This is a genomic window from Rothia kristinae (assembly GCF_016028855.1).
Classification (GTDB): Bacteria; Actinomycetota; Actinomycetes; order Actinomycetales; family Micrococcaceae; genus Rothia; species Rothia kristinae.
On record NZ_CP065738.1, the window covers coordinates 182,325 to 207,015 of the forward strand.

Sequence of the window (24,691 nt, forward strand, 5' to 3'; positions counted from 1 at the left end):
CGCGGGAAGCGGGGCGGGCGGCCGGAGGGCTCAGCGGCGGGGACGGCCGTCCTCGTCCACCTCGATCTCCTCCTTGCGCACCTCGCCGGAGACGCGCTCGGTGGACTCGGTGGCCTCCTTGTTCAGGCTCACCCGCTCGGTGGCGACGGTCTCGGTGGACACCACGGGGCGCTCCTCGTAGGTGGTCACCACGGTCTCCTCACCGTCGCCGGTGAAGGCGTCCTCGGCGCCGACCTTGGCCTCGGGGGAATCGGGGTCGATGCTCTCGCGCTGGATGTGCAGCTCCTCGCGGCGCACGGGGACCTCGACGGTCTCGGTCTCGGTGACCACGTGCTTGCGCAGACGGGCCCGCCCGGTCTCGCGGCGCTCGGCCTGCCCGGTGGCCCGCAGCCGCTCCTCGTGGGCGACGACGTCCTGCGTCCCCGCCGTCTGCCCGCCGCGGGTGTCGGCGGCGACGCCGTCGGTGCCGTTCTGCACCGCGGTGCCGCGCTGCTGGGCCGCACGCTCCTCGGCCGGGGTGTGCCCGTCGTGGGCTGCGGCGGCGCGGTCATCGGTCGCGGTGCCCGCGGCCGCGGTGCCCGCCGTGCCGGTGTGATCGCGTCCGCGGGTCTGCGCCTGCGTCTCGGCGGCGGCGTCGTCGCGGCGCGTCCCGGAGTCCATGGAGTAGTACTCGTAGAGGCGCTGCTCCTCCTCGGGGCTCAGCGAGCCATCGTCGTCGATGGTCGGGGCGCCCTTGATGAAGTCCTTCTCGTAGGGCACCGTGATGCCCTCGTCGGTGGTCTGGGCCCGGTCCAGGGGGACGAAGGTCTCCTTGGTGCCGAACAGGCCGGTGTGCACGGTGGCGAAGGTGGGCTGGTCGGTCTGGTCGTCCAGGTAGATCTCCCCGACCCGGCCGATCTTCTCGCCGTCGCTGCCGTAGACGGTGGCGCTGCGCAGGGATTCGATGCTGCTGTGGTTCGTCATCTCATGACCCTCTCGTCATTCGCGGCGCGGACCGGACGGTCCGCGACGGTCGGGTCCCCAGATGGGTCCGGGCAACGCCTACCGTGCCCTCAACCTATGCCCGGGCGGTGACCCGGTCAACACCCGGGCAGCACCTCAGGGCGAACGCGCAGGATGACCGGAAGAGCGATCTGACGTGGTAAGAGACCACCGCACCGGGACGGCGGCGCCGGCATGGCAGCCGGACGGGTCAGCGTTTGGCGAGGTCCTCGGCCCCGGAGATGTCCACCTGGTCCAGGGGCACCAACCGGTCCCGGGTCAGCACCTTGTGTCCCAGCCAGACGGCCAGGAAGATCGGCAGGCCGATGTAGGAGCTGGCGACCTTCAGCAGCTCGCCGTCGAAGACCGCCTCGTAGTTCTGCCCCAGGATCACCACGATGCACAGCGTGAAGGCCACCAGCGGGCCCAGCGGGAACAGCGGCGCCCGGTAGGGCAGGTCCGAGAGCTTCCCGCCCTGGGCGAGGTAGGCCCGGCGGAATCGGAAGTGGCACACCGCCACCCCCACCCAGACGATGAACCCGGACAGCCCGGAGATGTTCACCAGCCACGTGTAGGCCTCGCCCTGTCCGAACAGGGAGGCGATGAAGCCGATCAGGCCCACCGCGGAGGTGGCCATCAGGGCGCGCATCGGCACGCCGCGGTCGTTGACCTTGGCGAAGAACCGGGGTGCCTGGCCGTCCCGGGCCAGGCTCAGCAGCATGCGGGTGGAGGCGTACAGCCCCGAGTTGCCGGCGGAGAGGATCGCCACCAGGATGACGGCGTTCATCAGCGAGGCGGCGAAGGCGATCCCCGCCCGCTCGAAGACCAGCGTGAACGGGGAGGAGGCCACCTCGGAGGCGTCCGAGGCCAGCAGGTTCGGGTCGGTGTACGGCAGCAGGAAGCCGATGACCACGATCGCCCCGATGTAGAAGAGCATGATGCGCCAGAACACCGTGCGCAGGGCCCGGGGCACGTCCCGGCGGGGGTTCTCCGCCTCACCGGCGGCCACCCCGATCATCTCGGTTCCCTGGAAGGAGAACCCGGCGATCATGAACACCGAGATGATGCTGAGCACCCCGCCCTTGAACGGGGCCTCCCCCGTCGTCCAGTTGGCGAAGCCCGGGGAGGTCCCACCCAGCACGCCGAAGATCATCAGCACCCCGGCGATCAGGAACACGATCACCGCGACCACCTTGATCCCGGCCAGCCAGAACTCGGACTCCCCGTATCCGCGGGCCGAGAGGGCGTTCAGCCCGGTCAGCAGCACCAGGAAGGCCGCCGCCCACACCCAGCCCGGCACCTGCGGGAACCAGAAGGCCATGACGATGCCGGCGGCCACCAGCTCCGCGGCCACGGTGATCGCCCAGTTGAACCAGTAGTTCCAGCCCATCGCGAAGCCGAAGGACGGGGAGACGTAGCGGTGGGCGAAGGTCTGGAAGGAGCCGGCCACCGGCAGGTGCGCGGCCAGCTCGCCGAGGGACTGCATGAGCAGCAGCACCATCAGTCCGATGACGGCGTAGGCCACCAGCGCACCACCGGGCCCGGCCTGGGCGATCGTGCCGCCGGAGGCCACGAACAGGCCGGTGCCGATCGCCCCGCCGATCGCGATCATCTGCATGTGCCGGGAGTGCAGGCCTCGCTTGAGGCCCTCCTCTGTGCGCGCCTCGGAAACCGGCTGCGTCTGTGTGGCCACGGTGTCTCCCCGATCGGTCAGGCCTGAGATGTCAGTTCAGGCTACCACCGTGAAGGAGCGCACTCCGGCCTCGGGAGACCGCCTGCCGACGCCGCGGCCCGTCGCAGGCTCGCCGGTCCGGATGCGGCAGCCCTCGGCCCGCGGCTCAGCCCTGGGACTTCTCCCTGACCTGCCGCTGGATGCGGGTCAGCATCCCGCTCATCCCGTTCAGCCGCAGGGGGCTGACCGCCTCGGTCAGGGACAGCCGCAGCGCCAGATCCCCCGGAACCGACAGCACGGTCTGCACATCCGCCCCGTCCAGACCCTCCTGCAGGATCCCCGCGAAGCCGCGGGTGGTGGGAGCCTCCGGCGGCGCGGAGAAGAACAGGTGGACCACCCCGTCTTCCACCTCGGTGAGCAGGAAGATCGGCGACTGGCATTCCGGCACAGGCTCGAGCAGCTCGGGATGATCCGCCAGGCGCTCCGGCAGGGCGGGCAGCCCGTTGCTGAACTCCAGCAGCAGCTGCAGCCGATCCTGCGGGGCCAGTTCGGCGAAGTCCCGGACGATCTCGGCCAGGGCCGGCGGCAGGGAATCGGTGTTCGGCTGGGTCATGCCCGCGCTCACGCGGCCTCTCCGGGCTGCTCGCCCTTGACGATCGGCACCCGGACCACGTTGCCCCACTCGGTCCAGGAGCCGTCGTAGTTGCGCACGGTGGGGAAGCCCAGCAGGTGCTGGAGCACGAACCACGTGTGCGAGGAGCGCTCCCCGATCCGGCAGTAGGCGATGATGTCCTGATCCGGGCTGAGCCCGAGCTCCTCCTGGTAGATCCGGCGCAGCTGCTCGGCGGTCTTGAAGGTGCCGTCCTCGTTGGCCGCCCGGGCCCAGGGCACGGACCGGGCGGTGGGGATGTGCCCGCCGCGCAGGGCCCCCTCCTCGGGGTAGTCGGGCATGTGGGTGCGCTCCCCGGTGTACTCCTGGGGACTGCGCACGTCGATCAGCGGCAGCGTACCGATGGCCTCGCGCACCTGCGGCAGGTAGGCCCGCACGGGGGCGTCCTCGCGCTGCACCACGGGGTAGTCGGTTTCCTGCGGCCGCGGGGTCTCGGTGGTCATCTCCCGACCCTCCTCCTGCCACTTGGCGCGGCCGCCGTCCATCAGGCGCACGTCTTCGTGGCCGAAGAGGGTGAACACCCACAGGGCATAGGCCGCCCACCAGTTGGACTTGTCCCCGTAGATGACCACGGTCGTGTCCCGGGTGATGCCCTTGCGCGACATCAGGGCGGCGAAGCCCTCGCCGTCCACGTAGTCGCGGGTGACGGGGTCGTTGAGCTCGGTGTGCCAGTCGATCTTCACGGCACCCGGGATGTGCCCGGTCTCATAGAGCAGCACGTCCTCGTCGGATTCGACGACGACGACGCCGTCGTCGCCGCCGTGCTCGGCCACCCACGCGGTGCTGACCAGCCGCTCCGGGTGCGCGTACTCGGCGAACTTCTCGTTCTTCTCGATGGGCGCTGTCACAGTGATTCCTCCGTTGCCTTGGGCTGTGCGGACGGGCCGTTCACCTCCTGGAACGGCCGACTCTCCGACCATTATTCCCCCGGCGCGTGCTCGAGCGTCTGCCCGGTGACCTCCGGAGTCCGCCGATCCCCCGGCTTCGGGCGATCGGGCAGATCAGCGCCCGGGAGTCAGCGGAGGTCCGAGGAGGGGTCGCGCTCAGGCGGCGAGCAGCCCGGTCCCCGCCCCGGAGCCGATGCGCGAGAGATCCGCTGACGCATCCGGGAGCGTCTCCCGAGTGTAGTGGACGTCCGCGCTGAGGAACGGCTCGCCGAGGATGGCCTCCAGCGCTGGGATGATCTCCTCGCGGGCCTCCCGCAGGATCCGTTCGCGGTCCTCTCCGGGAGCCAGGAGCAGCTCGATGACCACGCGCTCTGCGCCGGGGCGCCCGGTGAAGGAGACCTCGGCCCGGTGCACGGCCGGGCGCACGGAGATCCCGCGGGCGGCTGTCCGGGACAGCAGCAGGAGCAGGTCCTCCCGGGAGAGCTCGTGGGGGCGGGGTTCGGCGGCGAGCTCCTCGCGGATGGTCTCGGTCATGCTGGGCTCCCTGGGGTCGCGGTGCGGCTTCCACACCGCGGAGGGCTTCCGAAGGCGGCGACGCCCGGCCGTGGCCGCGACGTCTGCTTGGTATCGTATCCTAACTGTTGGTTATCCTAACAGTCTCGCGGGGCGGCACCCGGCGAGGACCCCCGGGGCGGAGTGCTCCGCGGGGATCACGCAGATTCCGGGTGAGGCTCGGCGCGAGAGGAGGCGGAGGCATGCAGGGCAGCGCGGATGAGGCCGACCCCAGCGGGTACTGGTACCGCGAGCCGGGCCAGATCACCGCCGTCGAGGTCCTGAACCTGCTGCGCACCTACCGCCGCCACGAGACCGCCATGCGCACCCGCGTGCGCGGGGACATGGGCATGGGCGAGCGCGACATCGAGGCCCTGCGCCACCTGCTGGCGGCCCAGTCCCGCGGCGCGAGCCTGCGCCAGAAGGACATCGCGGTGGCCCTGGGGATCACGGCCGCCTCGACCAGCGCGCTGGTGGATCGGCTGATCCGGGACGGCTACGCCGAGCGCGTGCCGCACCCGGAGGACCGCCGCTCCGTGGCGGTGGTGCCCACCGAGCGCGGGGACCGCGAGGTGCGCGCCACACTGGCGCGGATGCACGAGCAGATGCTCGCCGCCGCCGAGCGGCTCACCGAGGAGCAGCGCCGCGTCGTCGCCGGATTCCTCCGGGAGGTCACCGCGGCCTTCGGCTGAGCATCGGGCGAGGTCGGCGGTCTCAGTCCCGGCCCAGCCCCGTCAGCTGCGCGCGTACCCCGCGGGTGCGCTCCAGCAGCCGGGCCAGCCCGCGCAGGGCCCGCCTGGCCCCGTCCGCGTCCGTGCGCCGCGGCACCCGCAGGATCATCTGCACCCGTCCCCGCTCCGAGCCCTCGCCGAGAGCGACGTACTCGATGCTCGCCCCGGGCTGCTCCGGGACCGGGTAGACGTAGCGGCGCACCCCCACCCGCACCGTGAGATCCGCGGCCTGCTCCGCCGGGGCCCAGTTCTGCTCGGTCAGCAGGGCGGTGGCCTCCTCCGAGCGCAGCGCGATCAGCAGGGACTCCGGGCTCGGGGCCGGCTTCGGCTCGGCGAAGGGATCCTCCGGCATCTCCGGGTCCGCAGGCTCCGCCGGGACGGGCTCCTGCGGCAGGTCGACGGTCAGGGACATGCGGGGTGAGGCGAACAGGGCCACGGGGATGCTCCTTCGGGGTGGGACGGGACGGTCGGGGGATGCGGGTCAGGTCAGGAAGATGCGCAGGGCGGAGAGCACCTCGGCCGGGCGATCCGCGTGCACCCAGTGCCCGGCGCCCTTGATGACCACCCGGCGCACCCGCGGGAACAGGACCGCCATCGGCTCCCGGTCCTCGGCGGTGACGTAGTCGGAGCGCTCCCCCGTGATCCACAGGACCGGACCCGGATACGGCTCGGCGTCGGTGTCGGGCCAGCCCATGAGCACCGGCAGCCGCTCGCGCAGGCCGCGCAGGTCCGGCTGCCACGCCCAGCCCTCGGCCCCGCGCCGCAGGTTCTGCAGGAGGAAGGAGCGCACGCCGTCGGCCGGGATCGCCGCTTGCAGGGCGGCGTCGGCCTCGGCCCGGGAGCCCAGGGTCTGCAGGTCCAGGCCCAGCAGCGCGTCCAGCAGCTCGGCGGAGTTCCCGCGGGTCTCGCGCGGCTGGACCGGGGCGATGTCCATGACCACCAGGCGCTGCACGAGATCCGGGTGGCGCAGCGCCAGCTGCATCGCGGTCTTCCCGCCCATGGAGTGCCCGACGACGTCCACGGGTCCATCGGCGGCGAAGTCGGCCCGCAGGTGTGCCGCCACGGCGTCGGCCATCAGGGGGTAGGAGATCTCCGGGACCCAGTCCGAGGCGCCGTGATCCGGCAGGTCCACCAGCAGGCTCGTGCACTCCTGGCCCAGCTGCCGGGCGATGCTCGTGAAGTTGCGGCCGCGCCCGAACAGCCCGTGCAGGAACACCACGCGCCGCGGCCCGGAGCCCACCCGTGTGGAGGCCAGGTGCATGGCGGAGGGATCGACGGCGGCGGAGGTGCTCATGGCTCCAGGGTACCGACCCGGCGTCTAGACTCTTCCCATGGCTTATCACGCAGACTCCAGCGAGCTTCCCGAGAAGGAGATCCTCACCTGGGAGGCCTTCGGGACGTTCTCCCGGCAGATGGCGCAGACCATCGCCGACTCCGGCTTCGTTCCGGACATCATTATCGCCGTGGCCCGCGGGGGCCTGCTGCCGGCCGGGGCGCTGTCCTATTCGCTGGGCGTGAAGCTCTCGGACGCGATCAACGTGGAGTTCTACACGGACGTCGCCGAGACCCTGCCGGACCCGGTGCTGCTGGCCCCGATGCTGGACACCGAGTCCATCGCGGGGAAGAGGCTGCTGGTGGTGGACGACGTCGCGGATTCCGGGCGCACCCTGGCCCTGGTGGTCCAGCTGCTGCAGCGCTACGACGCCGAGGTCCGCTCCGCGGTGATCTATTCCAAGCCCCGCTCGGTGGTCTCCCCCGACTACGTGTGGAAGCGCACCGACCAGTGGATCGTGTTCCCCTGGTCCGCCGAGCCCCCGGTCACCGCCCGCTCCTGACCCCGCCCGCTCCTGGCCGGTCCCGTCCGGTGCTCAGCGGGCCCGGTGCAGCCGCTTCAGGTGCTCCCGGCGGGCCTTGGGTCGCTCGATGAGCATCATCGTCAGGCCCAGCAGCCACACCGGCACCTGCACGGCCATCGCCCAGCGGAAGGCCGCGGAGGAGTAGGTCTCCGGGGTCCCGGCGCCCTGCGCATCCAGCAGGACCCCCACCAGCAGGACCGTGGTCAGCGCGGCCGTGAACCCTCCCATGTTGGTCAGGCCCGTGGCCACCCCGAGCTGGCGCACCGGGGCGTGGGTGCGCACGATGTCGAAGGCGATCATCGACAGCGGCCCGCCCAGGCCCGTGCACACCGCGGCCAGGCTCATCACCGGCACCGGGGCGGAGCACGGCCAGGCGAGCACCAGCACCCAGGACAGCAGGATCGCCGTCGTCCCGCCGACCGCGATCCACACCCGGTGGGCCGAGAACCGGGAGATCACCGGCCCCAGCAGCACCGCCCCGGCCATCGACGCCGCCACGGTCAGGCTCAGCACCAGGTGGGAGGTCGCCTCGGGGTAGCCCAGGCCGCCGGTCATGAACGGGGTGCCCCACAGCAGCATGAAGCTGTGCATCGCGAAGACCGTGGAGAAGTGGATCCAGAAGGCCAGGCGCACCCCGGGCCGGCGCACCAGCGAGCGCAGGGCCGGCAGCACCCCGGTGGATTCCGGGCCGATCACCGGGAGCACGTCCGTGACCACCGAGTCGGTGCGCTGCCCCGCCCGGGCCGCGGCCACGTCCCGCCCGGTGGTGCGGTTGGCCCCGGTGATCCGCTCGAGGATGGTGCCGGCCCCGGGGGCGTCGCGCAGGACCAGCAGCACCAGCACCAGCACCGCGGCCCCCACCGCGGCCAGGGCGGCGAAGCCGGCGAACCAGCCCAGCCCCGCGACCAGCGCGGCCAGCGGGGCGACGGCCAGCAGCTGACCGACCTGCCCGGATAAGCCCGTGAGCTGGTTGACCACGGGCATCTGCCCGAGCGTGAACCAGTCCTGGACCAGGCGCACCACGGCGGTGAAGATGCAGGCGTCCCCGGAGCCGACGAGGATGCGGGCGAGGATCGCCAGGGGGATGCTGTCCGTCGCCCCCAGCAGCAGCTGCCCCACCGCCATCACTGCGGTACCCGCGGCGATCACCGTGCTGATCTCGAAGCGATCCAGCAGGATGCCTACGGGGATCTGCCAGCCGGCGTAGACCACCAGCTGCACGACCACGAACACGGACAGGGCCGTGGCCTCCGCGGAGAAGTGCTCCTGGGCGGCCGGGCCCAGCGCGGAGAAGGAGCTGCGGTTGATCACCGCGACGAGGTAGGCGGCCAGGCCCACCGACCAGATGATCCACTTCCTGGACGGGGGCTGGGCGGCGATGCCGGAGGCGGGGACGGACTCGTGCATGGGCTCCACCCTACGGGGCGGGACGAGGCTGCGGCGCCTCGGGCGGGCGGGATCCGCGGCGATGCCGCTGCAGGTCCCGCAGCGCCCGCGGGCGCTCCACGGCGATCATGATCCCGCCGAGCAGCCACAGCGGCAGCTGCACCGCCATGGCCACACGGAAGGCCTGCAGGGAGTAGGTCTGCGGGGTCCCGGCCCCCTGCGCGTCCAACAGCAGGCCGACCCCCAGGACCGTGATCAGCGCGGCCGTGAACCCGCCCATGTTCACCAGTCCGGTGGCGACCCCGCGCTGGCGGGCCGGGGCGTGGGAGCGCACGACGTCGAAGGCGATCATGGACAGCGGGATGCCCATGGCCATCACGACGGCGACCAGCGCGGTCAGCGCGAAGGGCGCGGGCCCGGGCCAGGCCAGCAGCGCGATCCAGGACCCGGCCATCAGCCCGACCCCGCCCAGGGCCAGCTGCACCCGGTGCCCGGAGAAGCGGGAGATCACCGGGCCGAAGGCCAGCGCCCCGACCATCGAGGCGATCACGGCGATGTTCAGCACCGCGTGCGCGGCCGCATCGGAGTAGCCCAGGCCACCGGTCAGGAACGGGGTGCCCCACAGCAGCAGGAACGCGTCCGGGGAGAACATCGTGGCGAAGTGGATCCAGAAGGCCAGCCGGATGCCCGGGCGCCGGATCAGCGAGCGCACCGCGGGCAACACCCCGGAGGAGCCGGGCCCCACCACCGGCAGGACCTCGGTGATAATCAGCGCCCCGGTGTCGGTGGGCACCGGCGCCGGGGTGGTCAGGATCTCCCGGCCGCGCCCGGTGATGCGCTCGGCGATGGTCGCGGCCCCCGGGCCCTCCCGCAGGAACAGCACCACCAGCACCAGGACCACCGCGCCGAGGGCGGCCAGCCCGGCGAAGCCGGCGAACCAGCCGAAGGCCCCCACGGCCAGGGCCAGGGGTGCCACGGCCAGCAGCTGCCCCACCTGCCCGGCCAGCCCCGTGATCTGGTTGACCACCGGCATCTGGCGCGGGGTGAACCACTCCGCGACCAGGCGCACCACCGAGGTGAAGATGCAGGCGTCACCGGCACCCAGCAGGATGCGGGTCAGCACCGCCGTCGGGACGGCGTCGGCGGCGGCCAGCAGCAGCTGGGCCGCGGACATCACGAGCATCCCGGTGGCCACCACCCAGGAGACGCCGAAGCGGTCCAGGCACACCCCCACCGGGATCTGGCACACGGCGTAGACCACCAGCTGCAGGAACACGAAGGAGGACAGGGCGGTGGCCTCGGCCCCGAAGTGTTCCTGGGCCACCGGCCCCAGCGCGGAGAAGGAGCTGCGGTTGATCAGGGCGAGCAGGTACGCGGCGACCCCGACGGCCCAGATGGCCCATTTGACGTGGAGGCGGCGGGTGAAGGACATGGGGCCCACCGTATCGCGGCGCCGCGGGGTCTCAGGCGGCCAGCTCCTGCATGCCCGCCACCAGAGCGTCCAGCCACCCGCCCACCGACTCCCGGGCCTGCGGGGAGTCCGGGTAGCGGCAGCGCAGATGCGCCCCGTCCTCGCTGAGGATGAACCAGATCATCACCCCGTCCGTGCGGATCGCAGCGGAGACGTACTGGGCCTCCAGGCTCGCCGCGTTCTCCACCTGCACCGGCAGGCGGCGCAGATCCAGCCAGGAGATCGCGAACATGCCCGGGGTCTCCGGCATCCCGCCCCACGGGGCCAGGATGGGCCGCAGCGGCCAGGATCCCAGCCGCACCGCCTCCTTCACGGCCGCGGCACACGCGGCGGGCTCCGGATCGGGGGATTCCAGGATGGAGTTGGTGATGAACCAGCCGACCGAATCGTGCCAGGTCTCGTCGTAGCGGGAGTGCACGGGGAACACCGCGCGCAGCGGGATCCCCGCCAGCTCTCGGGTGATGCGCGTCATCACCGAGACGGTCTGGGCCAGGGAGGAGACTCCGGCCTCCCGGGCGTGGGCGGCATAGGCGGCCAGCCCCGCGACGTCGAGGATCTCCCGCACCTCCACCCGCTCCGGCTGGTGCCGGGGATCCCCCAGCGGCAGGGGGAAGCGCGGCATGGACTGGTTGGCGTGCCCCAGGATCTCGGCCCACCGCTGGGCGATCTCCGGCGGGGCGGGCGGCATCCGCTCCAGGGCCGCGGTGTGCTCCGGGAAGCCGAGCACGGCGGGTCGCGGCCCGGTCCGCGCCGCGTCGGACGCGGAGGCCTCCGCATCCCGCAGGGCCGCCAGGAAGTCCCGCAGGATCACCAGCATGGACCACATGTCCACGTGGGCGTGGTCCGCGGCGATGGCCACCGTGGGCCCGGCGGCGGTCTCCACCACGCACAGCCGGTGCGCGGGCCGGGCGTACGGGGTGCACGCGGCGTCGAAGACCTCCCCGAGGGCGGCGTTGACCTCCTGCCCGGGGGCGATCTCGTGCTCGCGCCAGGCGCCGGGACCCACCTCCACGGCGTGCAGATGGGGGCCCTCCCCCGGCTCGCCGGGCAGGAAGACGGTGCGCAGGGTCTGGTGTCGGGCGATGACCGCGAGCCAGGCGTCGCTGAGCCGCTCCCGCGGCACCGGGCCCGGCAGGGTGAAGGTCAGGGCCATCCAGGACCCGGGACGCTCCCCCGCCCCGACGTGGCGCTGCTGGTCGAAGGAGATCGGCAGCTGACGGCCCGGCGCGGAGACCGCGACGTCGTAGCCCATGAGGCGCCCGAAGGGCAGCCGCAGGCGGGTGATGTTGGTCAAGCGCATGGGGGTAACTTAACCAGAAGCATCGGGCGGGCGCGCGAGCGCATCCCGAACGGTGGACGGACGGACCGGGTGAGAGCGGGAGATGAGGCGCGATGGACGCTGACCAGGAACGACGCGGTGCCACGGTGATCACGGAGGGCGGGTTCCCCGTCCCCGGGGCGCGGCTGGCGTGGGAGCTCAGCGACGAGGGCGGGCACCCGGTGGTCCAGCTGCACGGCCTGACCTCCTCCCGCGCCCGGGACCGCACCCTCGGCCTGGATCTGGGTCGGGGCCTGAGCGGGACCCGGCTGCTGCGCTACGACGCCCGCGGGCACGGGCGATCCACCGGGCGCCCCATGCCCAGCGACTACCGCTGGCCCGTGCTGGCCGATGACCTGCTACGGCTGCTGGAGGGGATCTTCCCCGGGGAGGCGGTGCACGGCGTCGGGCAGTCCATGGGTGCTGCGACCCTGCTGTACGCGGCGATCCGGGACCCCGAGCGCTTCACCGGCCTGACCCTGATGCTGCCGCCCACCGCGTGGGCCACCCGCGCCCGCAAGGCCGAGGAGTATCGGGCGGCCGGGGAGCTGGTGCGCCGCCACGGGGTCGAGGCCTTCGTGACCGCGGGGCTGGACGGGCCGCAGCCCCCGGCCAAGCCCGAGGCCCCCCGCACCGTCCCGGACGTGGACCCCGCGCTGCTGCCCTACGTCTTCGAGGGCGCCGGGACCTCCGATCTGCCGTCCCTGGCGGACATCGCCCAGGTGCACGTGCCCGTGACCGTGCTGGCCTGGGTGCGGGACCGGGCCCACCCGGTCTCCACGGCGCAGATCCTCGCCGAGACCCTCCCGACGGTGGACCTGAAGGTAGCCGCGACCCGTGAGGAGGTCAGCGCCTGGCCGGAGGTGCTGTGCGCCGACGTCGCCCGGAACGACAAGGCCGCTGTGTAGCCGACCTGCCGGGTGGGGGCCGGGCGCCCGGCGTCGTGCGGCGGCGTCGCTCTAGGGTGGGAGGATGAGCACCGAGTTCCGATCCCGCCGCCGGCCCTCCCCGATGGGCGGGGCCAAGCCCACCCGCGCGGACCTGGAGCGCTTCGCCACGGATGACCCGCACGCCCGCGATGACGTGCTGCCCTACGGGCCCTACGCGGGGCGGCGGATGCGGATGCTGATCGTCGGGGTGAACCCCAGTCTGTGGACCGCCGCCGTCAACGCGCCCTTCGCCCGGCCGGGCAACCGCTTCTGGCCCTCGCTGCACGAGGCCGGGGTGACCGAGTATCGCCTGGACACCTCGCGGGGACTGAGCGAGCAGGACGAGGAGTATCTGCTGCGCCGGGGGTTGGGCATGACCAACCTGGTGGGTCGGGCCAGCGTCCGTGCAGATGAGCTGAGCCGCGAGGAGCTGCGCGACGGTGCGGCCGAGCTGGTGCGGCTGGTGCGCGAGTACCGCCCGGAGCGGGTCGCGGTCGCCGGGATCACCGCCTTCCGCACGGCCTTCCGCCGCCCGAAGGCCGCCCTGGGCCGCCAGGACGTCGCCGAGATCGAGGACTGGCCGGAGGACGTGGCCCTGTGGGTGGTGCCCCAGCCCAGCGGCCTGAACGCCCACGAGACCGTGCACACCCTGGCCGAGAAGTGGCGGGCCGTCTGGGAGGCGGACCTGGCCTGACGGACGGAGTTCCCGCTGACAGGCGGCCCGCCGTACGGTATCTCAGCGGTGGACGCCGGGGTCCGGGGACTCCTCGAGCTGCTCGGCGATGGAACAGAAGACGTCATCGGCGAGATGGTCGTTGTGGAACCGGGCGAACATGCTCGGTCCCTTGCGCAGCAGCCCCATCGCCAGCCGCGCCGCTCCCCCGGCGAGCTCAGGAGCAGCCAGCACTGCGGCCAGCTCGTCCGGGGTATCCGTGAAGATCTGCCGCACTGCTCCGACGGGTCCGTAGGAGACCTCCTGATGAACGCCGGGATCCAGGACGGCGACGTCGGTGTCCGCAGCGACGTTGATGAATCCCTCGATCCGTGATCGGCCATCCCCGAGGGCCTCCCCGATCACCAGAGTCTCCACGTTGTTCACGCTGATAGCCGCCAGCCGCCGCCAGTCCGGACGGCGCCCCGTAGAGGGCAGAGCGGTCATCACCCAGAAGCGACCCTCTGTCACATGGGGCCAGGGCAGGCAGCGCCGAACGTAGCAGGCAAGCATCGCGACGACGTCGTCGAAAGCATCCTGCCGACGCAGCCGCTCATACCCCGAGCGAGCGCGGCGGCGACGCCCCGCGGACGCTGCGCGGTCCCCGATCACGCATGGCTCCGTCCGTCCATCCAGCCACTCGGCCTGCTCCTGCCGATCCACCAGCACGTCGAGGGCATCCGAGCGCAGAGGGAGGCTGACCAGATCGATGTTGCGCAGCGACACCCCCTGCGCGGCGAGTCGGGAGATCACGTCTCTCTCGATCTGGTTGAGCCGTTCCCGTTCTGCGGGCAGGAAGCTCACCGCGACGATCTCCGCCGGCCAGCGACGTCGGTGGGAGGCGAAACGCGACAGCAGATCCACGGTCTGTCCGACGTAGCGCTCTCCATCGGAGAACTCGAGGATGTAGATGCCCATCCTGGGTCTGTCCGGCTCCAGGATCGCAGCGAGTGCTGTTGCGTCGTCGAGAACCCACCGGGTGAAGCGGGATGACGGGCTCCTGGATTCCATGCCGCCCATTCTCGCCCATGTCAGCGGGGAGGCGTCGGGGCGGGGGCCCGGGTACCCGCGGGCAGCAGGCCGGGAGCCGCGCGCAGCAGCAGGAGCAGGAAGGGCAGCTCCACCAGGGTCTGCACCACCACCGCGGGGGCGGCAGCGGACAGCTCGGCGGGCAGGGCCAGCACCAGGGGCAGCACCACCAGGGAGTTGCGGGCCACCCCGCTGAAGACCACCGCCCGCGCACCCGCGGCATCCAGGCGCAGCACCCGGCACGCTAGCGTTCCCAGCAGCGTCATCACCACGGCGAACAGCAGATGCACCGGCACCAGCCCCAGCAGACGACCCAGCATCGGCAGCACCTGCCCGATCTGGGAGAGCACCGCCGCGGCCAGCACCAGGGCGGTGGTCGGCACCATCCCGGCCTCCACCACCTCGACCGCACGGGCCCCGGACCGGCGTCGGGCCGCCCACGTCTGAGCGGCGACGGCGGCCAGCAACGGCAGGAGGATCAGCACCGCGAAGGCCTCCGCGAAGGGCCCGGCCCGCACCGTTCCCGCGGCCTGCGGGCCGGCCAGGAGGGTGAGGGCCGGGGGCAGCAGGAGCATCTGGCCGGACAGCAGCAGCGGGGTCGCGGCCAGCAGTCGGGCCCGATCCCCGCCGGCCATCCCCGCGAAGACCAGCACCCAGTCCACGCACGGCGCCAGGAGCACGAACAGCACCCCGACGCGCAGCGCCGGATCGGGGACCAAGCAGAAGGCCAGCAGCACCGCAACGGCCGGGGCGATCACAGCATCCACCACGGCCAGGGCCAGCAGGAACCGCCGATCCCGCAGCCCGCTGCTCAGGTGCGCAACCGGCACGCCGAGGAAGGTCTGGAACAGGAGCAGGCCGAGCAGGGGCGTGAGGACCGCCCCGGCCGGCTGCGCGGCATCGGGCACCAGGACCCCCACACCCGCAACCAGCGCGACGGCCGCCAGGTACACCCACACCTGGTGCCGCTCAGCCCACTGCCCCGCCGTCATGGCAGCCATGGTGACACGCCCCAACGAACTCTCGTGCGTTACATTTGTAACGTTCATGGGATAGGGTGGGGCCATGACCTCCTCACCGACCCCGTCACCGCGTGCGCGGATCCTGGCCGCCGTCGTGGATCTGCTGCGCGCCCAGGACCCAGCCCAGGTGAGTATCACGGCCGTGGTCCGGCAGGCGGGGACCACGCGGCCGACCTTCTACCGGCAGGTCGGGGATCTGCCCACAGCCTTCGCCGAGGCCGCCGTGACCCGCATCGACGCCGCATTCACCGCCGCCGGAGTGGGCCCCCTCGGTGCCGTGGACGGTGCGTCCCGGGCCTCATCCGCCGCGCGCCGGAGGGTGGACCTGCACGACGTCGCCCCGGAGGACCTGCCCGCGATGGAGCGGGTGATCACCGGCATCGTCGAGGATCTGGCTCCGGACGCCGCCTTCTTCCGCCGCGTACTCCTGGGCCACGGCGGCCATCGGGTCCAGCTGCGCGTGATCGAGGCCGTGGCCGAGGAGCTGCGCATCGCCAGCCCCCTGGCCCCGGCCCTGGCCCGAGGCCCCCTGCCCCCCACCTTCGCCGCGCAGACCCTGGCCGCCGGGGTCTCCTGGGCCATGCTCGACTGGTTCGCCGAGGACCAGCGCCCGCCGGCCGCGACGATCGCCCACCGCCTGACGACCTATCTGCACCGCAGCGTGATCGGCGGACTCGGCGCGCCTCCCACCGCACCGACTCCTGACCTCCCCACGACCCCTGAAGAGAGGAAGAACCCATGATCCCCGTCGACGACGCCCTCCGCGAGCAGCGCCTGCTGGCCCGGCGAGCCCTGCAGCGCGCCGGCAAGCTCGCCTTCAAACCCGTGTCCTCAGCGAAGTGGGCGGACGTCTCCGTGGATCGTCGCGGGGCGCTGCTGGTGCGGATCGACCACGACGATCTGCAGGGGGTCACCCCGCCCATGCTGAAGTGGTGGTTCGAGAACCTCGCCGGAACCACCACCTGGAACGGCGCGGACTTCACCGGCCCGGAGATCCTCAACTACCACCTGTGGCACCACCGGGACCATATCCGGGTGACTCCGATGACGGACGCCCCGGACGGCACCCGCAACACGGGATTCCGGGTCGGTGCCCGCTCCCGCATCGACGAGCAGTTCAACGATTACCGAGACCGGATCCATCAGGTCATGCACACGACCGTGCTCGACGAATCCGAGTTCACCTTCCACATCCTGGGTCCTGGAGATCGACCGGCCGGCCGCATCACACACCGGTACGCGCCGGTTCCGGGAGGCGTCAGCTTCTAAGCGGAGACCGCCGTGGACTTCCAGACCCCGCTGGTGGGGCCGCTGCTCAACCGGGTCATGGGCCCGATGGTGTTCTCCAAAGCGACGGCGGACCACTGGATCCGCCACAACATCGAGGAGACCGGACGCACCCAGGACATCCTGCCGGTGCTCTACGCGGCGGCCCACCCGGAGCGGTCCTGAGGCTGAGGATCGGTTGAGAGGTGGATTTTGTGCTGAGATGCGGGGTTCGTGCTGAGGTGCGGTCCGCCGTGCGGTATCTCAGCACGAACGCCGCAGCTCAGCACCGCACCCGCATCTCAACACCCGGCGGGCGGCCCCGATCAGCCCTCGGACAGGCCGGTGACGCGCAGGGTGATGTTGATGCGCCCGGCCTGCAGGCCGCAGTCGGCAGGTGCCGTGCCGGGGAAGATGCGCGGCACCCCGTGGAAGGCGAAGCGGGAGGGGCCACCGAAGACGAACAAGTCCCCGGAGGCCAGCCTGAGGTCTGTGTACGGGCGGGAGCGGGTCTCGGTGTTGCCGAAGCGGAACAGACAGGTGTCCCCGATGGATACGGAGACCACCGGGGCGGAGGAGCGCTCGTCCTTGTCCTGGTGCATGCCCATGCGCGCGGCGTCGTCGTAGTAGTTGACCAGGGCGGTGTCCGGCACATAGGCGCGGGCCGCGGCGTCGTCCCCGGTGACGGCTGCGATGCCCTGCTGGCCCATGCGCACCATCCAGTCCGGCACGGGCAGCACCCGCCGACCGTTCACGTCCACGGCCTCGCGGGTGTAGCCCTCGGGACGCCAGTGCCAGCCCAGGCACACGGTGCGCACGCTCATCTCGTGTCCGCGGATGCTGGCCGCGCGCGGCGGAACGGGGCCCGCGGCCCAGTCGCGGAATCGGGCGACCAGCCACCGCTGCTGAGCCGGGGTCAGCCACCCGGGGACGTGGTGGGCGCCCTCGGGCAGCTCGACGGCGGGTCGGGCCAGCGCGTCGTCGCCGAACAGGCCGGGGCTGGTCGAGTTCACGCGTCCGTGCCTTCGAGGGTGAGCAGGGTGCGTTTGGCCTCCAGTCCGCCGACGTAGCCGCCGAGTCCGCCGTCGCTGCGCACGACCCGGTGACACGGCACGATGACCGGCAGCGGGTTGGAGGCGCACGCTGTGCCGACGGCGCGCACAGCCTTCGGGTTGCCCGTCCTCTCAGCGAGCTGGCGATAGGTGCGGGTGACGCCGAAGGGGATGCGCTGAAGGCCCCGGTGCACCCGCTCGGCGAAGCCGGTGGAGAGGCTGCGGTCCAGGGGCAGGTGGAAGTCCCGGCGCCGCCCGGTGAAATACTCCCCGAGCTGAGCCGCAGCTGAGTCCAGATGGTCCCGGGCCTGCGGGGCGGTCTCGGCGGCGTCGGTGGCTCCCTCGAGGTGTCGAGTCAGCTGCTCCACCACGTCGTCGAATCCCTGTTGCTCGAAGGCGACCCGCACCAGCCCGCGGGGTGTGGCCGTCAGCAGCAGCGGACCGAGCGGAGTGTCCAGGGTGCGGTGGGCGAGCAGAGAATCAGCTTTCCACGGGCCCTCGTCGACCATCGAGATCCCGGAGCCTCCCGGGATCTCGCCGCCGCCAGACGGCAGAGGCCTCGGGGAGGATGCCAGGGTGGAACAGGCCGGTAGCTCGCAGCGATAGCGACGACTGGTCGGCCACCGTGGATCCGCCGCCGCAGCAGAGATGCGAAAACCGAGGCGACGGTAGAAGTCCACGGCGTCGTCATCCGTGTGGGCGACGATCCGTACGCCCCCGTGGGCTTCTCGGAGGCGACTGAGCAGTCCTGAGCCGATGCCACCACCGGTCGCGTCCTGCGCTACAGCGAGGTATTCCAGCTCGATCTGCTGGGTCCGGATGCTGGCGGCGGCGAAGCCCACGAGCTCATCCCATCTGCGCGCGGCAAGGAGCTCCATCCCGGGAAGCTCTTCATCGCGGATCCGCTGAAGCTCGGCTTCCGGCAGCTCAGCCGCCCGGTGCAGGAGGGCGAGGAAATTCGGGGAGTGCAGGTCCCGCCAGGTCAGTGGGCCGAGGATGCATGGAGGGCCAGTCATGGATCTACGGTACGCCCCAGCGCATGGGTTTTTCAGAGCAAAGCGCGGCGCTCGTCCTCATCAGCGCTTGCGCCGACGTCGGCCACCAGGGGCCGACGGGCATCGGCAGGAGCGGGAAGGAGTGGGCCGTCTCCTCGCCGGTGTGCCGGCACGGAGTCGTTCATCGGTACACCTCTCGGCGGTGCCCGACCCTGAGCATGAGGATCATGAGTTCTTCGTGGTAGATGTCCCAGAATCTCGCAACTTGTACATGTTGCACTCCAGGGGTCGGAAGGACGACGTCGTGCCCCTCCGCGAAGGTCGCTACCCCACCAGCCCGTGGTCCAGGAGGTAGTCGGCGGCGTCGAAGACGGTGTCCTCCACGGGGCGGGGCTGCCACCCGAGGAGGCGGGATGCCTTGGTCGCGTCGTAGGTCGGCTGCGGGCCGATCAGCGTGTTCATCACCGCCATGGTCGGGCTGAGGCGGGCGCCGAGCCGGATGACGAGGTCGGGGATCGTCATCGTCCTGACCCTCCGGCCCTGCTCGCCGAGACTGTCCTGGAGCAGGCGGGCCATCCGCGGCATCGTGATCCGCCCGGGCTGGGCGAGGAACCGCTGCCCGTCGGCCTGCTCGTCGGCCATGGCCAAGAGGTGCAGGGCGGCGAGGTCGCGGACGTCGACGGCGTGGTAGGTGGCCTTGGGGCTGGGTGCCCCGCGCAGGATGCTGGTGAACAGCCGGTCCGTGCTCGATCCGCGCCCGCCCATGAACGGCCCGAGGATCGCCCCCGGCAGGATCGTGGTGAGGGTCGTCGTCGACTGCCGTGCGATGATCTGCCAGGCCGCCTTCTCGGCGACGACCTTCGATCGCATGCACTGGGTGATGCGCCGGTCCTGCGGGCCGGTCCAGTAGGTCTCGTCGATGGTCCGCCCGAGGTCGGCGGGGCTGGGATAGGCCGCCGCGGCCGAGGAGGTCATGACGACCTTGCCCACCCCGACAGCGATCGCGGCGTCCAGGACGTGGCGGGTTCCGGCCTCAGCCATCGGCACGAGGCTCGGGTCCTGGTGGTTCTCGCCGCTCAGCGGGGAGGCGGTATGCAGGACGACGTCGGCCCCCTCGACGGCTTCGGCCCAGCCGGCGGCCGACCCGAGATCCGCGGTGGCGAAGGAGAGCTTCTCCGTGTTCACCCCTTCCTCGGCGAGCATCTTCACCACGGCCTGCCCCTTGGCCTCCTGCCGGACGGTCGCGCGGACGGTGTGGCCCTGGTCGAGCAGCAGGCGGATGGTCCATCCGGCGAGGAAGCCGGTGCCTCCGGTGACGACGACGACGCTCATGGTGCGGTTCTCCTTACGTTAAGCGTGGTTCTCAGCGCTCGGACGCCGGGGTCTGGAGGTGCCGGGCGAGCCAGGACTCGGAGGCGGCGAGGTACGCCTTGGTGACCGGGGTCCCACGGAGGAGGGATTCGAAGGCGTGCGGAGCGCCGGGAACGACCTCGAGGGCGGTCGGCACGCCCGCGTCGATGAGCCGCTCGGCGTAGCGGCGGTCCTCGTCATAGAACAGCTCGATGTCCCCGACGCCGATCCACGTGGGCGGCAGCCCCGTCAGGTCCTCCCGGCGGGCGGGCACCCCGTAGTCGGGCACGGACTGCGCACCGGCTTCCCGCCCGAGGTAGGCCGACCAGCCGACGGCGTTGGAGGTGTTGTTCCACAGGTAGTGCCGGATGCCGTCGAGGGAGCGGTCGGCGGCGGTGCGGTCATCGAGCATCGGGCAGAACAGCCACTGCGCCGCCGGCTGCTGCCCGCCGTCGTCGTGGATGCGCTGCACGAGGGCTGCGGCCAGTCCCCCGCCGGCGCTCTGCCCGGCAACGGCCAGACGGGTCGGGTCGACGTCGTCCTCCCCCGCCCGCTCGAGGAGGTGCCGCCACACCGCGTGCAGGTCATCCAGCGGTGCGGGGAAGGGCGCGCCCGGGGCCAGCCGGTATTCGGCGGAGTAGACGACGACGTCGAGGTCCCGGGCCAGCCGGGCGCAGCGGCCGTGGTCCTGGGCGGCGGATCCGACGATGAAGCCGCCGCCGTGGATCCACAGCACTCCGGCCCGCTCGCGTGCTCCGGCGGGGGTGAACACATGCACGCCCGCGCCCGGCCAGAGCTGGTGGAACCGATGCCGCATCCCGTCCGGCAGTCTTCTGGGGGCCCACACCCGGGCGCTGCCCGCCTGCATCAGCCGCAGCAGCAGCGGACGGTTGACGGGCGGGTTGGGGACGAACCGGAAGACCGGGCGCAGCTGCGGATGCAGCGCGGAGGGGCGCAGGCGCTCGGTCATTTTCGGTCCCCTCGGTGTCTTCGCGGAAGGGCGGTATGTGTCGATGGTGTCACCGGAGCATCGGTGAGGGAAGGCCTCACCCGCGGGGGCTGTCCCAGGGGTTGATCAGCGCGACGCCCATCGGCTGGAAGTCCGCGACGTTGCGCGTGATCACGGTCAGACCGTGCACCGCTGCGGTCGCAGCGATCAGCGCGTCCCGTTCCGGTCGCGGATCGGGCACGTGGAGCCGAGCCGCCCGCCGCGCCACGGGAACGTCGACCGGCAGCACACGGCCGCTGAACATGGGCAGCAGGTCCTCCTCGAGCCACGTCTGAAGCCGAGCGGCCTGCGAGGGATCGCGCCGACCCACGCGGGTGATCCCGAGTTCGACCTCCAGCACCGTGATGGCGGAGAGGTAGAGGTCGGAGGGCCTGCGCTGGGATACCCACTGACGCACCGAGGGGTCCGCGCGACTCTTCGACCGGCGCAGCTCGCTGATGACGTTCGTGTCCAGCAGGCACCTCACAGCTCCGGGTCCTTCAGCTCCATCTGAAGCGGCTCGAAGTCGACGTCGATGTCATCGTCCATGCTCAGGCGCTCGCCCAGGTCGGGCCCATCCTCCGCGAACCCGCGGTACTCCTCGATGGTGAGCAGCACGTAGGCAGGCTGACCACGATCGGTGATCACCACCGGCCCGTTCTTGGCGGCGCGTTTGGCCGCACTGACATCCCGGTTGAACTCCCGTGCGCTCATCGTCGTCATGGTCAACACCCCCTGTAGGTACGTACCTACACCTTATTCGGCTCCGGCGGCCGCGACGGCCATGACGAGGGGGCGTCATCGTGGATGAGGTTGCGGATCTGGCGACACGCGGCGGATATGATGCGAACCGTGTAGGTCACAGGCCGAGCTCGTGTCGAAGCACGTCGAGCGTGACGCTCTCCCCCTCCTCGGCCTTCGCCGCATCGTAGGCGGCGATATCTTCGAGCTCCTCGGCCGCCGCCGTCAGCCGATCGAGGGTGTCGGCATCTACGATCGCACCCACCCGCCGATCATGGCGCGTGAGATATACGGGCTCGCTGTGCGCCAGGTCGATGAGCCGACCCAGCTGATCGCGCGCCTTGGTTGCAGGGATCTCCATGAACAGAGAGTAGCCCAGAAACTCGTTTCAGATGGGTCCGCACTCGAGGCTCCGCGAGCGGTTTCGGTCAGAGCGACATCGGGATCACCCCAGTGGAGCCACGGCGGACGGAGGATCCTCCAATCCGGCATACATGTTAAAGCCGAGCTCCACCTCATCCCCCGCCGCCGTCGAAGAACATCATCGCCCGCGCGAGGTCATCGCGCACCGGGGTCGGCAAATCGTTGACTCCGCCGACATCCTGTGCGGCGGTCAGCAGAGCGGTTCCGATGTGAGGCCTGCGGGCAGCTCTGCTGAGGATAGCGGGGTCCTCGGCTTCTATGGACCGACCGTCCTCCTTCGCCTGGGTGCCGATCTGCTCCTTCACGGCGTCATCAAGATCCCGCACGATAATGGATGCCATCGGGAGCCACCTCCTCTGCTATCAGTCACGCTAGCGTCCGGCGAGGGCCCTCGCTAGGGATTCCATCGCTCGAGGGAACGACGAGACCGCCGTCCTCTCGCAGCGAGAGCCCCCCGCTCGCGCGCGGTTCGGGATGCCCAAAGCTCACACGGTCAGCTCGTAGCCCACAGGCGAATCTCCTCCCAGCCGTCAGGCACTCCCATGTGGGAGAGGGGAACGATCGCCACGGTGGGGAAGGTCTTCACGACGGCGGGGAGAATCCTGCCTCTTCCTAAGCCCAGCCGGTCCAACAAGAATTGGACGAGCGTGAGCTGGGCGAACGTACGGTTCCATTCCTGCGAATCCATGTCGAGGTCCGGGTGACGTCCGGCCTGCGGCAGTTTTGGTGTGATCGTGTGGACACGGTTGAACAGTCGCCCGTGGTGTGCGCAGATATTGCGGACGAGATTGAGTGCTTTGAGCCAGCTAGCCAGCTGCGGTGCTCTGAGCTCGCACGCTCCGGCAACGGCCTCCTGAACATTCCGGGGAGAAAATCCGTAGAGGTAGGTCAGGCTCCCCCAGTCCATGAGTTCGGTTGCCACCCATACCGGCAGCACCCCGCCATATTTTGCGTGATGGTGGGCGACGAAGTCCTCGCGGGACCGTCTCAGTTCCTTTTTGTAGCGACGAAGCCACGTCGGGTAGCGGTCACCTTGTCGGGCGGTGGGGCCGAGCTTCGACGGCTCGAGGTGCGCGCACGGGTCGATGCGGCCGAGCTCGTGGCCCAGCAGCGCTCGGATGGTCAGCTCGATCGGCGCCAGGGCCGCGAGGGTGGCCGCCCTGAGATTCATATCGAAATCGTACAGCGCGACGACATCACTGAAGCGCGACCCAACGAGGAAGTCATCGCAGCGACCGGAAGGTGCCTGCCTCCGAAACGGGTACCAGTAACCGCTAAGACGGTAGTAGTTCACTCTGCGAAGCGTCTCGGCCGCGGCGTCTCGGTCTCCCATGTCCATGCCACGCCCGGCTAGGATCTCCACCTGCTCGGCATACGTCTTGTACGCCTTGACGTTCTCACCCACGAACACCGCCTGAGGGTAAAATGAGGACCGGCCCTGGGCCTAGCGAAGTAGGCGGAACCGGTCTTGGTGCTCTCACCTTACCCGGTCGCAGGGGCTCTCGCAAGAGCAGGCGGTGCCGACCATGTCAGCCCAGTGAGCTCACACGTTGAACCGGAACTCCACCACGTCCCCATCCGCCATCACGTAGTCCTTCCCCTCCATGCGGACCTTGCCGGCGGCCTTGGCTTCGGCCATGGAGCCCAGCTGGTCCAGGTCGGAGAAGGAGACGATCTCGGCCTTGATGAAGCCGCGTTCGAAGTCGGAGTGGATGACGCCGGCGGCCTGCGGGGCGGTGTCCCCCCGGCGGATGGTCCAGGCGCGCGCCTCCTTCGGCCCGGCAGTCAGGTAGGTCTGCAGGCCGAGGGTGGAGAAGCCGACGCGGGCCAGCTTGTCCAGGCCGGATTCCTCCTGCCCGGACATCTCCAGCATCTCGCGGGCCTCCTCCTCGTCCAGCTCCACCATGTCCGCCTCGAGCTTGGCGTCCAGGAACACGGCCTCGGCCGGGGCCACCAGCTCGCGCAGCTGCGCCTGGCGCTCCTCGGAGGCCAGCACGGCGTCATCGGCGTTGAACACGTAGATGAAGGGCTTGGCGGTCAGCAGGTTCAGCTCCCGCAGCTGGGTGGTGTCCAGCTTGGCGGAGGCAGCCCCCCGGAAGATGGTCTCCCCGGACTCCAGGATCTTCTGGGCGGTCTGGTACGCCTCGAGCTGGGCGGGGTCGCCCTTCTTGATCTTAACCTGCTTCTCCAGGCGCGGAATGGCGTTCTCCAGGGTCTGCAGGTCCGCGAGGATCAGCTCGGTGTTGATGGTCTCCATGTCGCTGGCCGGGTCGATCTTCCCGTCCACGTGCACCACGTCCGGGTCCTCGAAGGCGCGCACCACCTGGGCGATCGCATCGGCCTCGCGGATGTTCGCCAGGAACTGGTTGCCCAGCCCCTCCCCCTCGGAGGCGCCCTTGACGATCCCGGCGATGTCCACGAAGGACACGGTGGCCGGCAGGATCCGCTCCGAGTGGAAGATCTCCGCCAGACGCCCCAGCCGCTCATCCGGCAGGTTCACCACGCCCACGTTCGGCTCGATTGTCGCGAACGGGTAGTTCGCGGCGAGCACGGTGTTGCGGGTCAGTGCGTTGAAGAGGGTCGACTTGCCGACGTTGGGCAGTCCCACGATTCCGATAGTCAGTGCCACGTCAGCCCACTCTACCGGCTCGCCCGGCCCC

Annotated in this window: 29 protein-coding genes and 1 pseudogene; 7 read left to right on the forward strand and 23 right to left on the reverse strand. The window is 71.0% G+C overall.

Features of this window, described 5'->3' with window-relative positions:
- Window positions 1-30: 30 nt before the first annotated feature.
- The 5 genes from I6G21_RS00770 to I6G21_RS00790 form a co-directional block, all read right to left on the reverse strand.
- Window positions 31-963 carry a DUF2382 domain-containing protein gene (locus tag I6G21_RS00770; protein WP_055684487.1) on the reverse strand — a complete coding sequence of 311 codons (933 nt, stop codon included), beginning with the start codon at window positions 961-963 and terminating at the stop codon, window positions 31-33.
- A 229-nt stretch (window positions 964-1,192) separates the two neighbouring features.
- Window positions 1,193-2,599, reverse strand: coding sequence for an amino acid permease (locus tag I6G21_RS00775; RefSeq protein ID WP_081101663.1), 1,407 nt, complete (start codon window positions 2,597-2,599; stop codon window positions 1,193-1,195).
- A gap of 220 nt (window positions 2,600-2,819) precedes the next feature.
- Window positions 2,820-3,266 carry a SufE family protein gene (locus I6G21_RS00780; RefSeq protein ID WP_058731359.1) on the reverse strand — a complete coding sequence of 149 codons (447 nt, stop codon included), beginning with the start codon at window positions 3,264-3,266 and terminating at the stop codon, window positions 2,820-2,822.
- An 8-nt stretch (window positions 3,267-3,274) separates the two neighbouring features.
- The gene (locus I6G21_RS00785) at window positions 3,275-4,171 is read right to left on the reverse strand and encodes a sulfurtransferase (RefSeq protein ID WP_055684489.1); all 897 of its coding nucleotides are present in this window, start codon (window positions 4,169-4,171) and stop codon (window positions 3,275-3,277) included.
- Between the two features lie 195 nt (window positions 4,172-4,366).
- Entirely contained in the window at window positions 4,367-4,744 is a 378-nt protein-coding gene (locus I6G21_RS00790) for a hypothetical protein (RefSeq protein WP_129357402.1), read from the reverse strand.
- 221 nt (window positions 4,745-4,965) lie between these two features.
- Between I6G21_RS00790 and I6G21_RS00795 the strand changes: the two genes are divergently transcribed.
- Window positions 4,966-5,454 (forward strand): MarR family winged helix-turn-helix transcriptional regulator, encoded by a 489-nt coding sequence (locus I6G21_RS00795; RefSeq protein ID WP_058731337.1) that lies wholly within the window; start codon window positions 4,966-4,968, stop codon window positions 5,452-5,454.
- A gap of 22 nt (window positions 5,455-5,476) precedes the next feature.
- Here I6G21_RS00795 and I6G21_RS00800 read toward each other — a convergent pair whose 3' ends face one another.
- Window positions 5,477-5,929, reverse strand: a complete 453-nt coding sequence (locus I6G21_RS00800; RefSeq protein ID WP_058731338.1) for a hypothetical protein — start codon at window positions 5,927-5,929, stop codon at window positions 5,477-5,479.
- 45 nt (window positions 5,930-5,974) lie between these two features.
- Entirely contained in the window at window positions 5,975-6,787 is an 813-nt protein-coding gene (locus tag I6G21_RS00805) for an alpha/beta fold hydrolase (protein ID WP_129357401.1), read from the reverse strand.
- A 37-nt stretch (window positions 6,788-6,824) separates the two neighbouring features.
- Between I6G21_RS00805 and I6G21_RS00810 the strand changes: the two genes are divergently transcribed.
- Window positions 6,825-7,328: a phosphoribosyltransferase gene (locus I6G21_RS00810; protein ID WP_129357400.1), complete on the forward strand. Its 504-nt coding sequence runs from the start codon at window positions 6,825-6,827 to the stop codon at window positions 7,326-7,328.
- A 33-nt stretch (window positions 7,329-7,361) separates the two neighbouring features.
- Here I6G21_RS00810 and I6G21_RS00815 read toward each other — a convergent pair whose 3' ends face one another.
- From I6G21_RS00815 to I6G21_RS00825, 3 genes are read right to left on the reverse strand one after another with little or no spacing between them, the layout of a single operon-like run.
- On the reverse strand, window positions 7,362-8,756 hold the full coding sequence (locus I6G21_RS00815) for an MFS transporter (protein ID WP_129357399.1): 1,395 nt from the start codon (window positions 8,754-8,756) through the stop codon (window positions 7,362-7,364).
- A gap of 10 nt (window positions 8,757-8,766) precedes the next feature.
- The gene (locus I6G21_RS00820) at window positions 8,767-10,167 is read right to left on the reverse strand and encodes an MFS transporter (protein WP_129357398.1); all 1,401 of its coding nucleotides are present in this window, start codon (window positions 10,165-10,167) and stop codon (window positions 8,767-8,769) included.
- 31 nt (window positions 10,168-10,198) lie between these two features.
- Complete coding sequence (locus I6G21_RS00825) at window positions 10,199-11,506, reverse strand: condensation domain-containing protein (protein WP_129357397.1); 1,308 nt, start codon at window positions 11,504-11,506, stop codon at window positions 10,199-10,201.
- A 92-nt stretch (window positions 11,507-11,598) separates the two neighbouring features.
- Here I6G21_RS00825 and I6G21_RS00830 point away from each other — a divergent pair, with 92 nt between their 5' ends.
- Window positions 11,599-12,432 (forward strand): alpha/beta fold hydrolase, encoded by an 834-nt coding sequence (locus tag I6G21_RS00830; RefSeq protein WP_100463119.1) that lies wholly within the window; start codon window positions 11,599-11,601, stop codon window positions 12,430-12,432.
- Between the two features lie 64 nt (window positions 12,433-12,496).
- Complete coding sequence (locus I6G21_RS00835) at window positions 12,497-13,147, forward strand: mismatch-specific DNA-glycosylase (protein ID WP_058731343.1); 651 nt, start codon at window positions 12,497-12,499, stop codon at window positions 13,145-13,147.
- A gap of 42 nt (window positions 13,148-13,189) precedes the next feature.
- Here the strand turns inward: I6G21_RS00835 and I6G21_RS00840 are convergent, their stop codons facing one another.
- Together I6G21_RS00840 and I6G21_RS00845 are read right to left on the reverse strand one after the other, a co-directional pair.
- Entirely contained in the window at window positions 13,190-14,176 is a 987-nt protein-coding gene (locus I6G21_RS00840) for a GIY-YIG nuclease family protein (RefSeq protein WP_129357396.1), read from the reverse strand.
- Between the two features lie 20 nt (window positions 14,177-14,196).
- Window positions 14,197-15,195 (reverse strand): bile acid:sodium symporter, encoded by a 999-nt coding sequence (locus I6G21_RS00845; RefSeq protein ID WP_232238458.1) that lies wholly within the window; start codon window positions 15,193-15,195, stop codon window positions 14,197-14,199.
- Between the two features lie 64 nt (window positions 15,196-15,259).
- On the opposite strand from I6G21_RS00845, the gene I6G21_RS00850 reads away from it, so the two are divergent.
- The 3 genes from I6G21_RS00850 to I6G21_RS00860 are packed head-to-tail and all read left to right on the forward strand — an operon-like array spanning window position 15,260 to window position 16,668.
- Window positions 15,260-15,958 carry a TetR/AcrR family transcriptional regulator gene (locus I6G21_RS00850; RefSeq protein WP_129357395.1) on the forward strand — a complete coding sequence of 233 codons (699 nt, stop codon included), beginning with the start codon at window positions 15,260-15,262 and terminating at the stop codon, window positions 15,956-15,958.
- On the forward strand, window positions 15,955-16,485 hold the full coding sequence (locus I6G21_RS00855) for a hypothetical protein (RefSeq protein ID WP_129357394.1): 531 nt from the start codon (window positions 15,955-15,957) through the stop codon (window positions 16,483-16,485). Before I6G21_RS00850 ends, I6G21_RS00855 begins: the two co-directional genes overlap by 4 nt.
- Window positions 16,486-16,497: 12 nt before the next feature.
- Window positions 16,498-16,668, forward strand: coding sequence for a hypothetical protein (locus tag I6G21_RS00860; protein WP_165869955.1), 171 nt, complete (start codon window positions 16,498-16,500; stop codon window positions 16,666-16,668).
- Between the two features lie 140 nt (window positions 16,669-16,808).
- On the opposite strand, the gene I6G21_RS00865 is transcribed toward I6G21_RS00860, so the two are convergent.
- The 11 genes and pseudogenes from I6G21_RS00865 to ychF form a co-directional block, all read right to left on the reverse strand.
- A complete protein-coding gene (locus I6G21_RS00865) occupies window positions 16,809-17,474 on the reverse strand; it encodes an alpha-ketoglutarate-dependent dioxygenase AlkB family protein (protein ID WP_193553997.1) in 666 nt (221 codons plus the stop codon).
- A gap of 17 nt (window positions 17,475-17,491) precedes the next feature.
- Window positions 17,492-18,043 (reverse strand): methylated-DNA--[protein]-cysteine S-methyltransferase, encoded by a 552-nt coding sequence (locus I6G21_RS10555; protein WP_232238465.1) that lies wholly within the window; start codon window positions 18,041-18,043, stop codon window positions 17,492-17,494.
- A gap of 153 nt (window positions 18,044-18,196) precedes the next feature.
- Window positions 18,197-18,550, reverse strand: a pseudogene (locus I6G21_RS10870) (GNAT family N-acetyltransferase); the annotation flags it as partial.
- A gap of 303 nt (window positions 18,551-18,853) precedes the next feature.
- Window positions 18,854-19,861: an NAD-dependent epimerase/dehydratase family protein gene (locus I6G21_RS00875; RefSeq protein ID WP_129357391.1), complete on the reverse strand. Its 1,008-nt coding sequence runs from the start codon at window positions 19,859-19,861 to the stop codon at window positions 18,854-18,856.
- Window positions 19,862-19,892: 31 nt separating this feature from the next.
- The gene (locus I6G21_RS00880) at window positions 19,893-20,849 is read right to left on the reverse strand and encodes an alpha/beta hydrolase (RefSeq protein ID WP_129357390.1); all 957 of its coding nucleotides are present in this window, start codon (window positions 20,847-20,849) and stop codon (window positions 19,893-19,895) included.
- 76 nt (window positions 20,850-20,925) lie between these two features.
- On the reverse strand, window positions 20,926-21,354 hold the full coding sequence (locus tag I6G21_RS00885; protein WP_100463124.1) for a type II toxin-antitoxin system VapC family toxin: 429 nt from the start codon (window positions 21,352-21,354) through the stop codon (window positions 20,926-20,928).
- Window positions 21,351-21,581 (reverse strand): type II toxin-antitoxin system prevent-host-death family antitoxin, encoded by a 231-nt coding sequence (locus I6G21_RS00890; protein ID WP_232238467.1) that lies wholly within the window; start codon window positions 21,579-21,581, stop codon window positions 21,351-21,353. The genes I6G21_RS00885 and I6G21_RS00890 overlap by 4 nt, the downstream gene beginning before the upstream one ends.
- A gap of 145 nt (window positions 21,582-21,726) precedes the next feature.
- Window positions 21,727-21,969, reverse strand: a complete 243-nt coding sequence (locus I6G21_RS00895) for a type II toxin-antitoxin system Phd/YefM family antitoxin (RefSeq protein ID WP_129357388.1) — start codon at window positions 21,967-21,969, stop codon at window positions 21,727-21,729.
- A gap of 154 nt (window positions 21,970-22,123) precedes the next feature.
- Entirely contained in the window at window positions 22,124-22,372 is a 249-nt protein-coding gene (locus tag I6G21_RS00900; RefSeq protein ID WP_058731353.1) for a FitA-like ribbon-helix-helix domain-containing protein, read from the reverse strand.
- A gap of 152 nt (window positions 22,373-22,524) precedes the next feature.
- The gene (locus I6G21_RS00905) at window positions 22,525-23,436 is read right to left on the reverse strand and encodes an Abi family protein (RefSeq protein WP_232238469.1); all 912 of its coding nucleotides are present in this window, start codon (window positions 23,434-23,436) and stop codon (window positions 22,525-22,527) included.
- A 138-nt stretch (window positions 23,437-23,574) separates the two neighbouring features.
- Window positions 23,575-24,660: a redox-regulated ATPase YchF gene (ychF, locus tag I6G21_RS00910; protein ID WP_129357387.1), complete on the reverse strand. Its 1,086-nt coding sequence runs from the start codon at window positions 24,658-24,660 to the stop codon at window positions 23,575-23,577.
- Window positions 24,661-24,691: the final 31 nt, after the last annotated feature.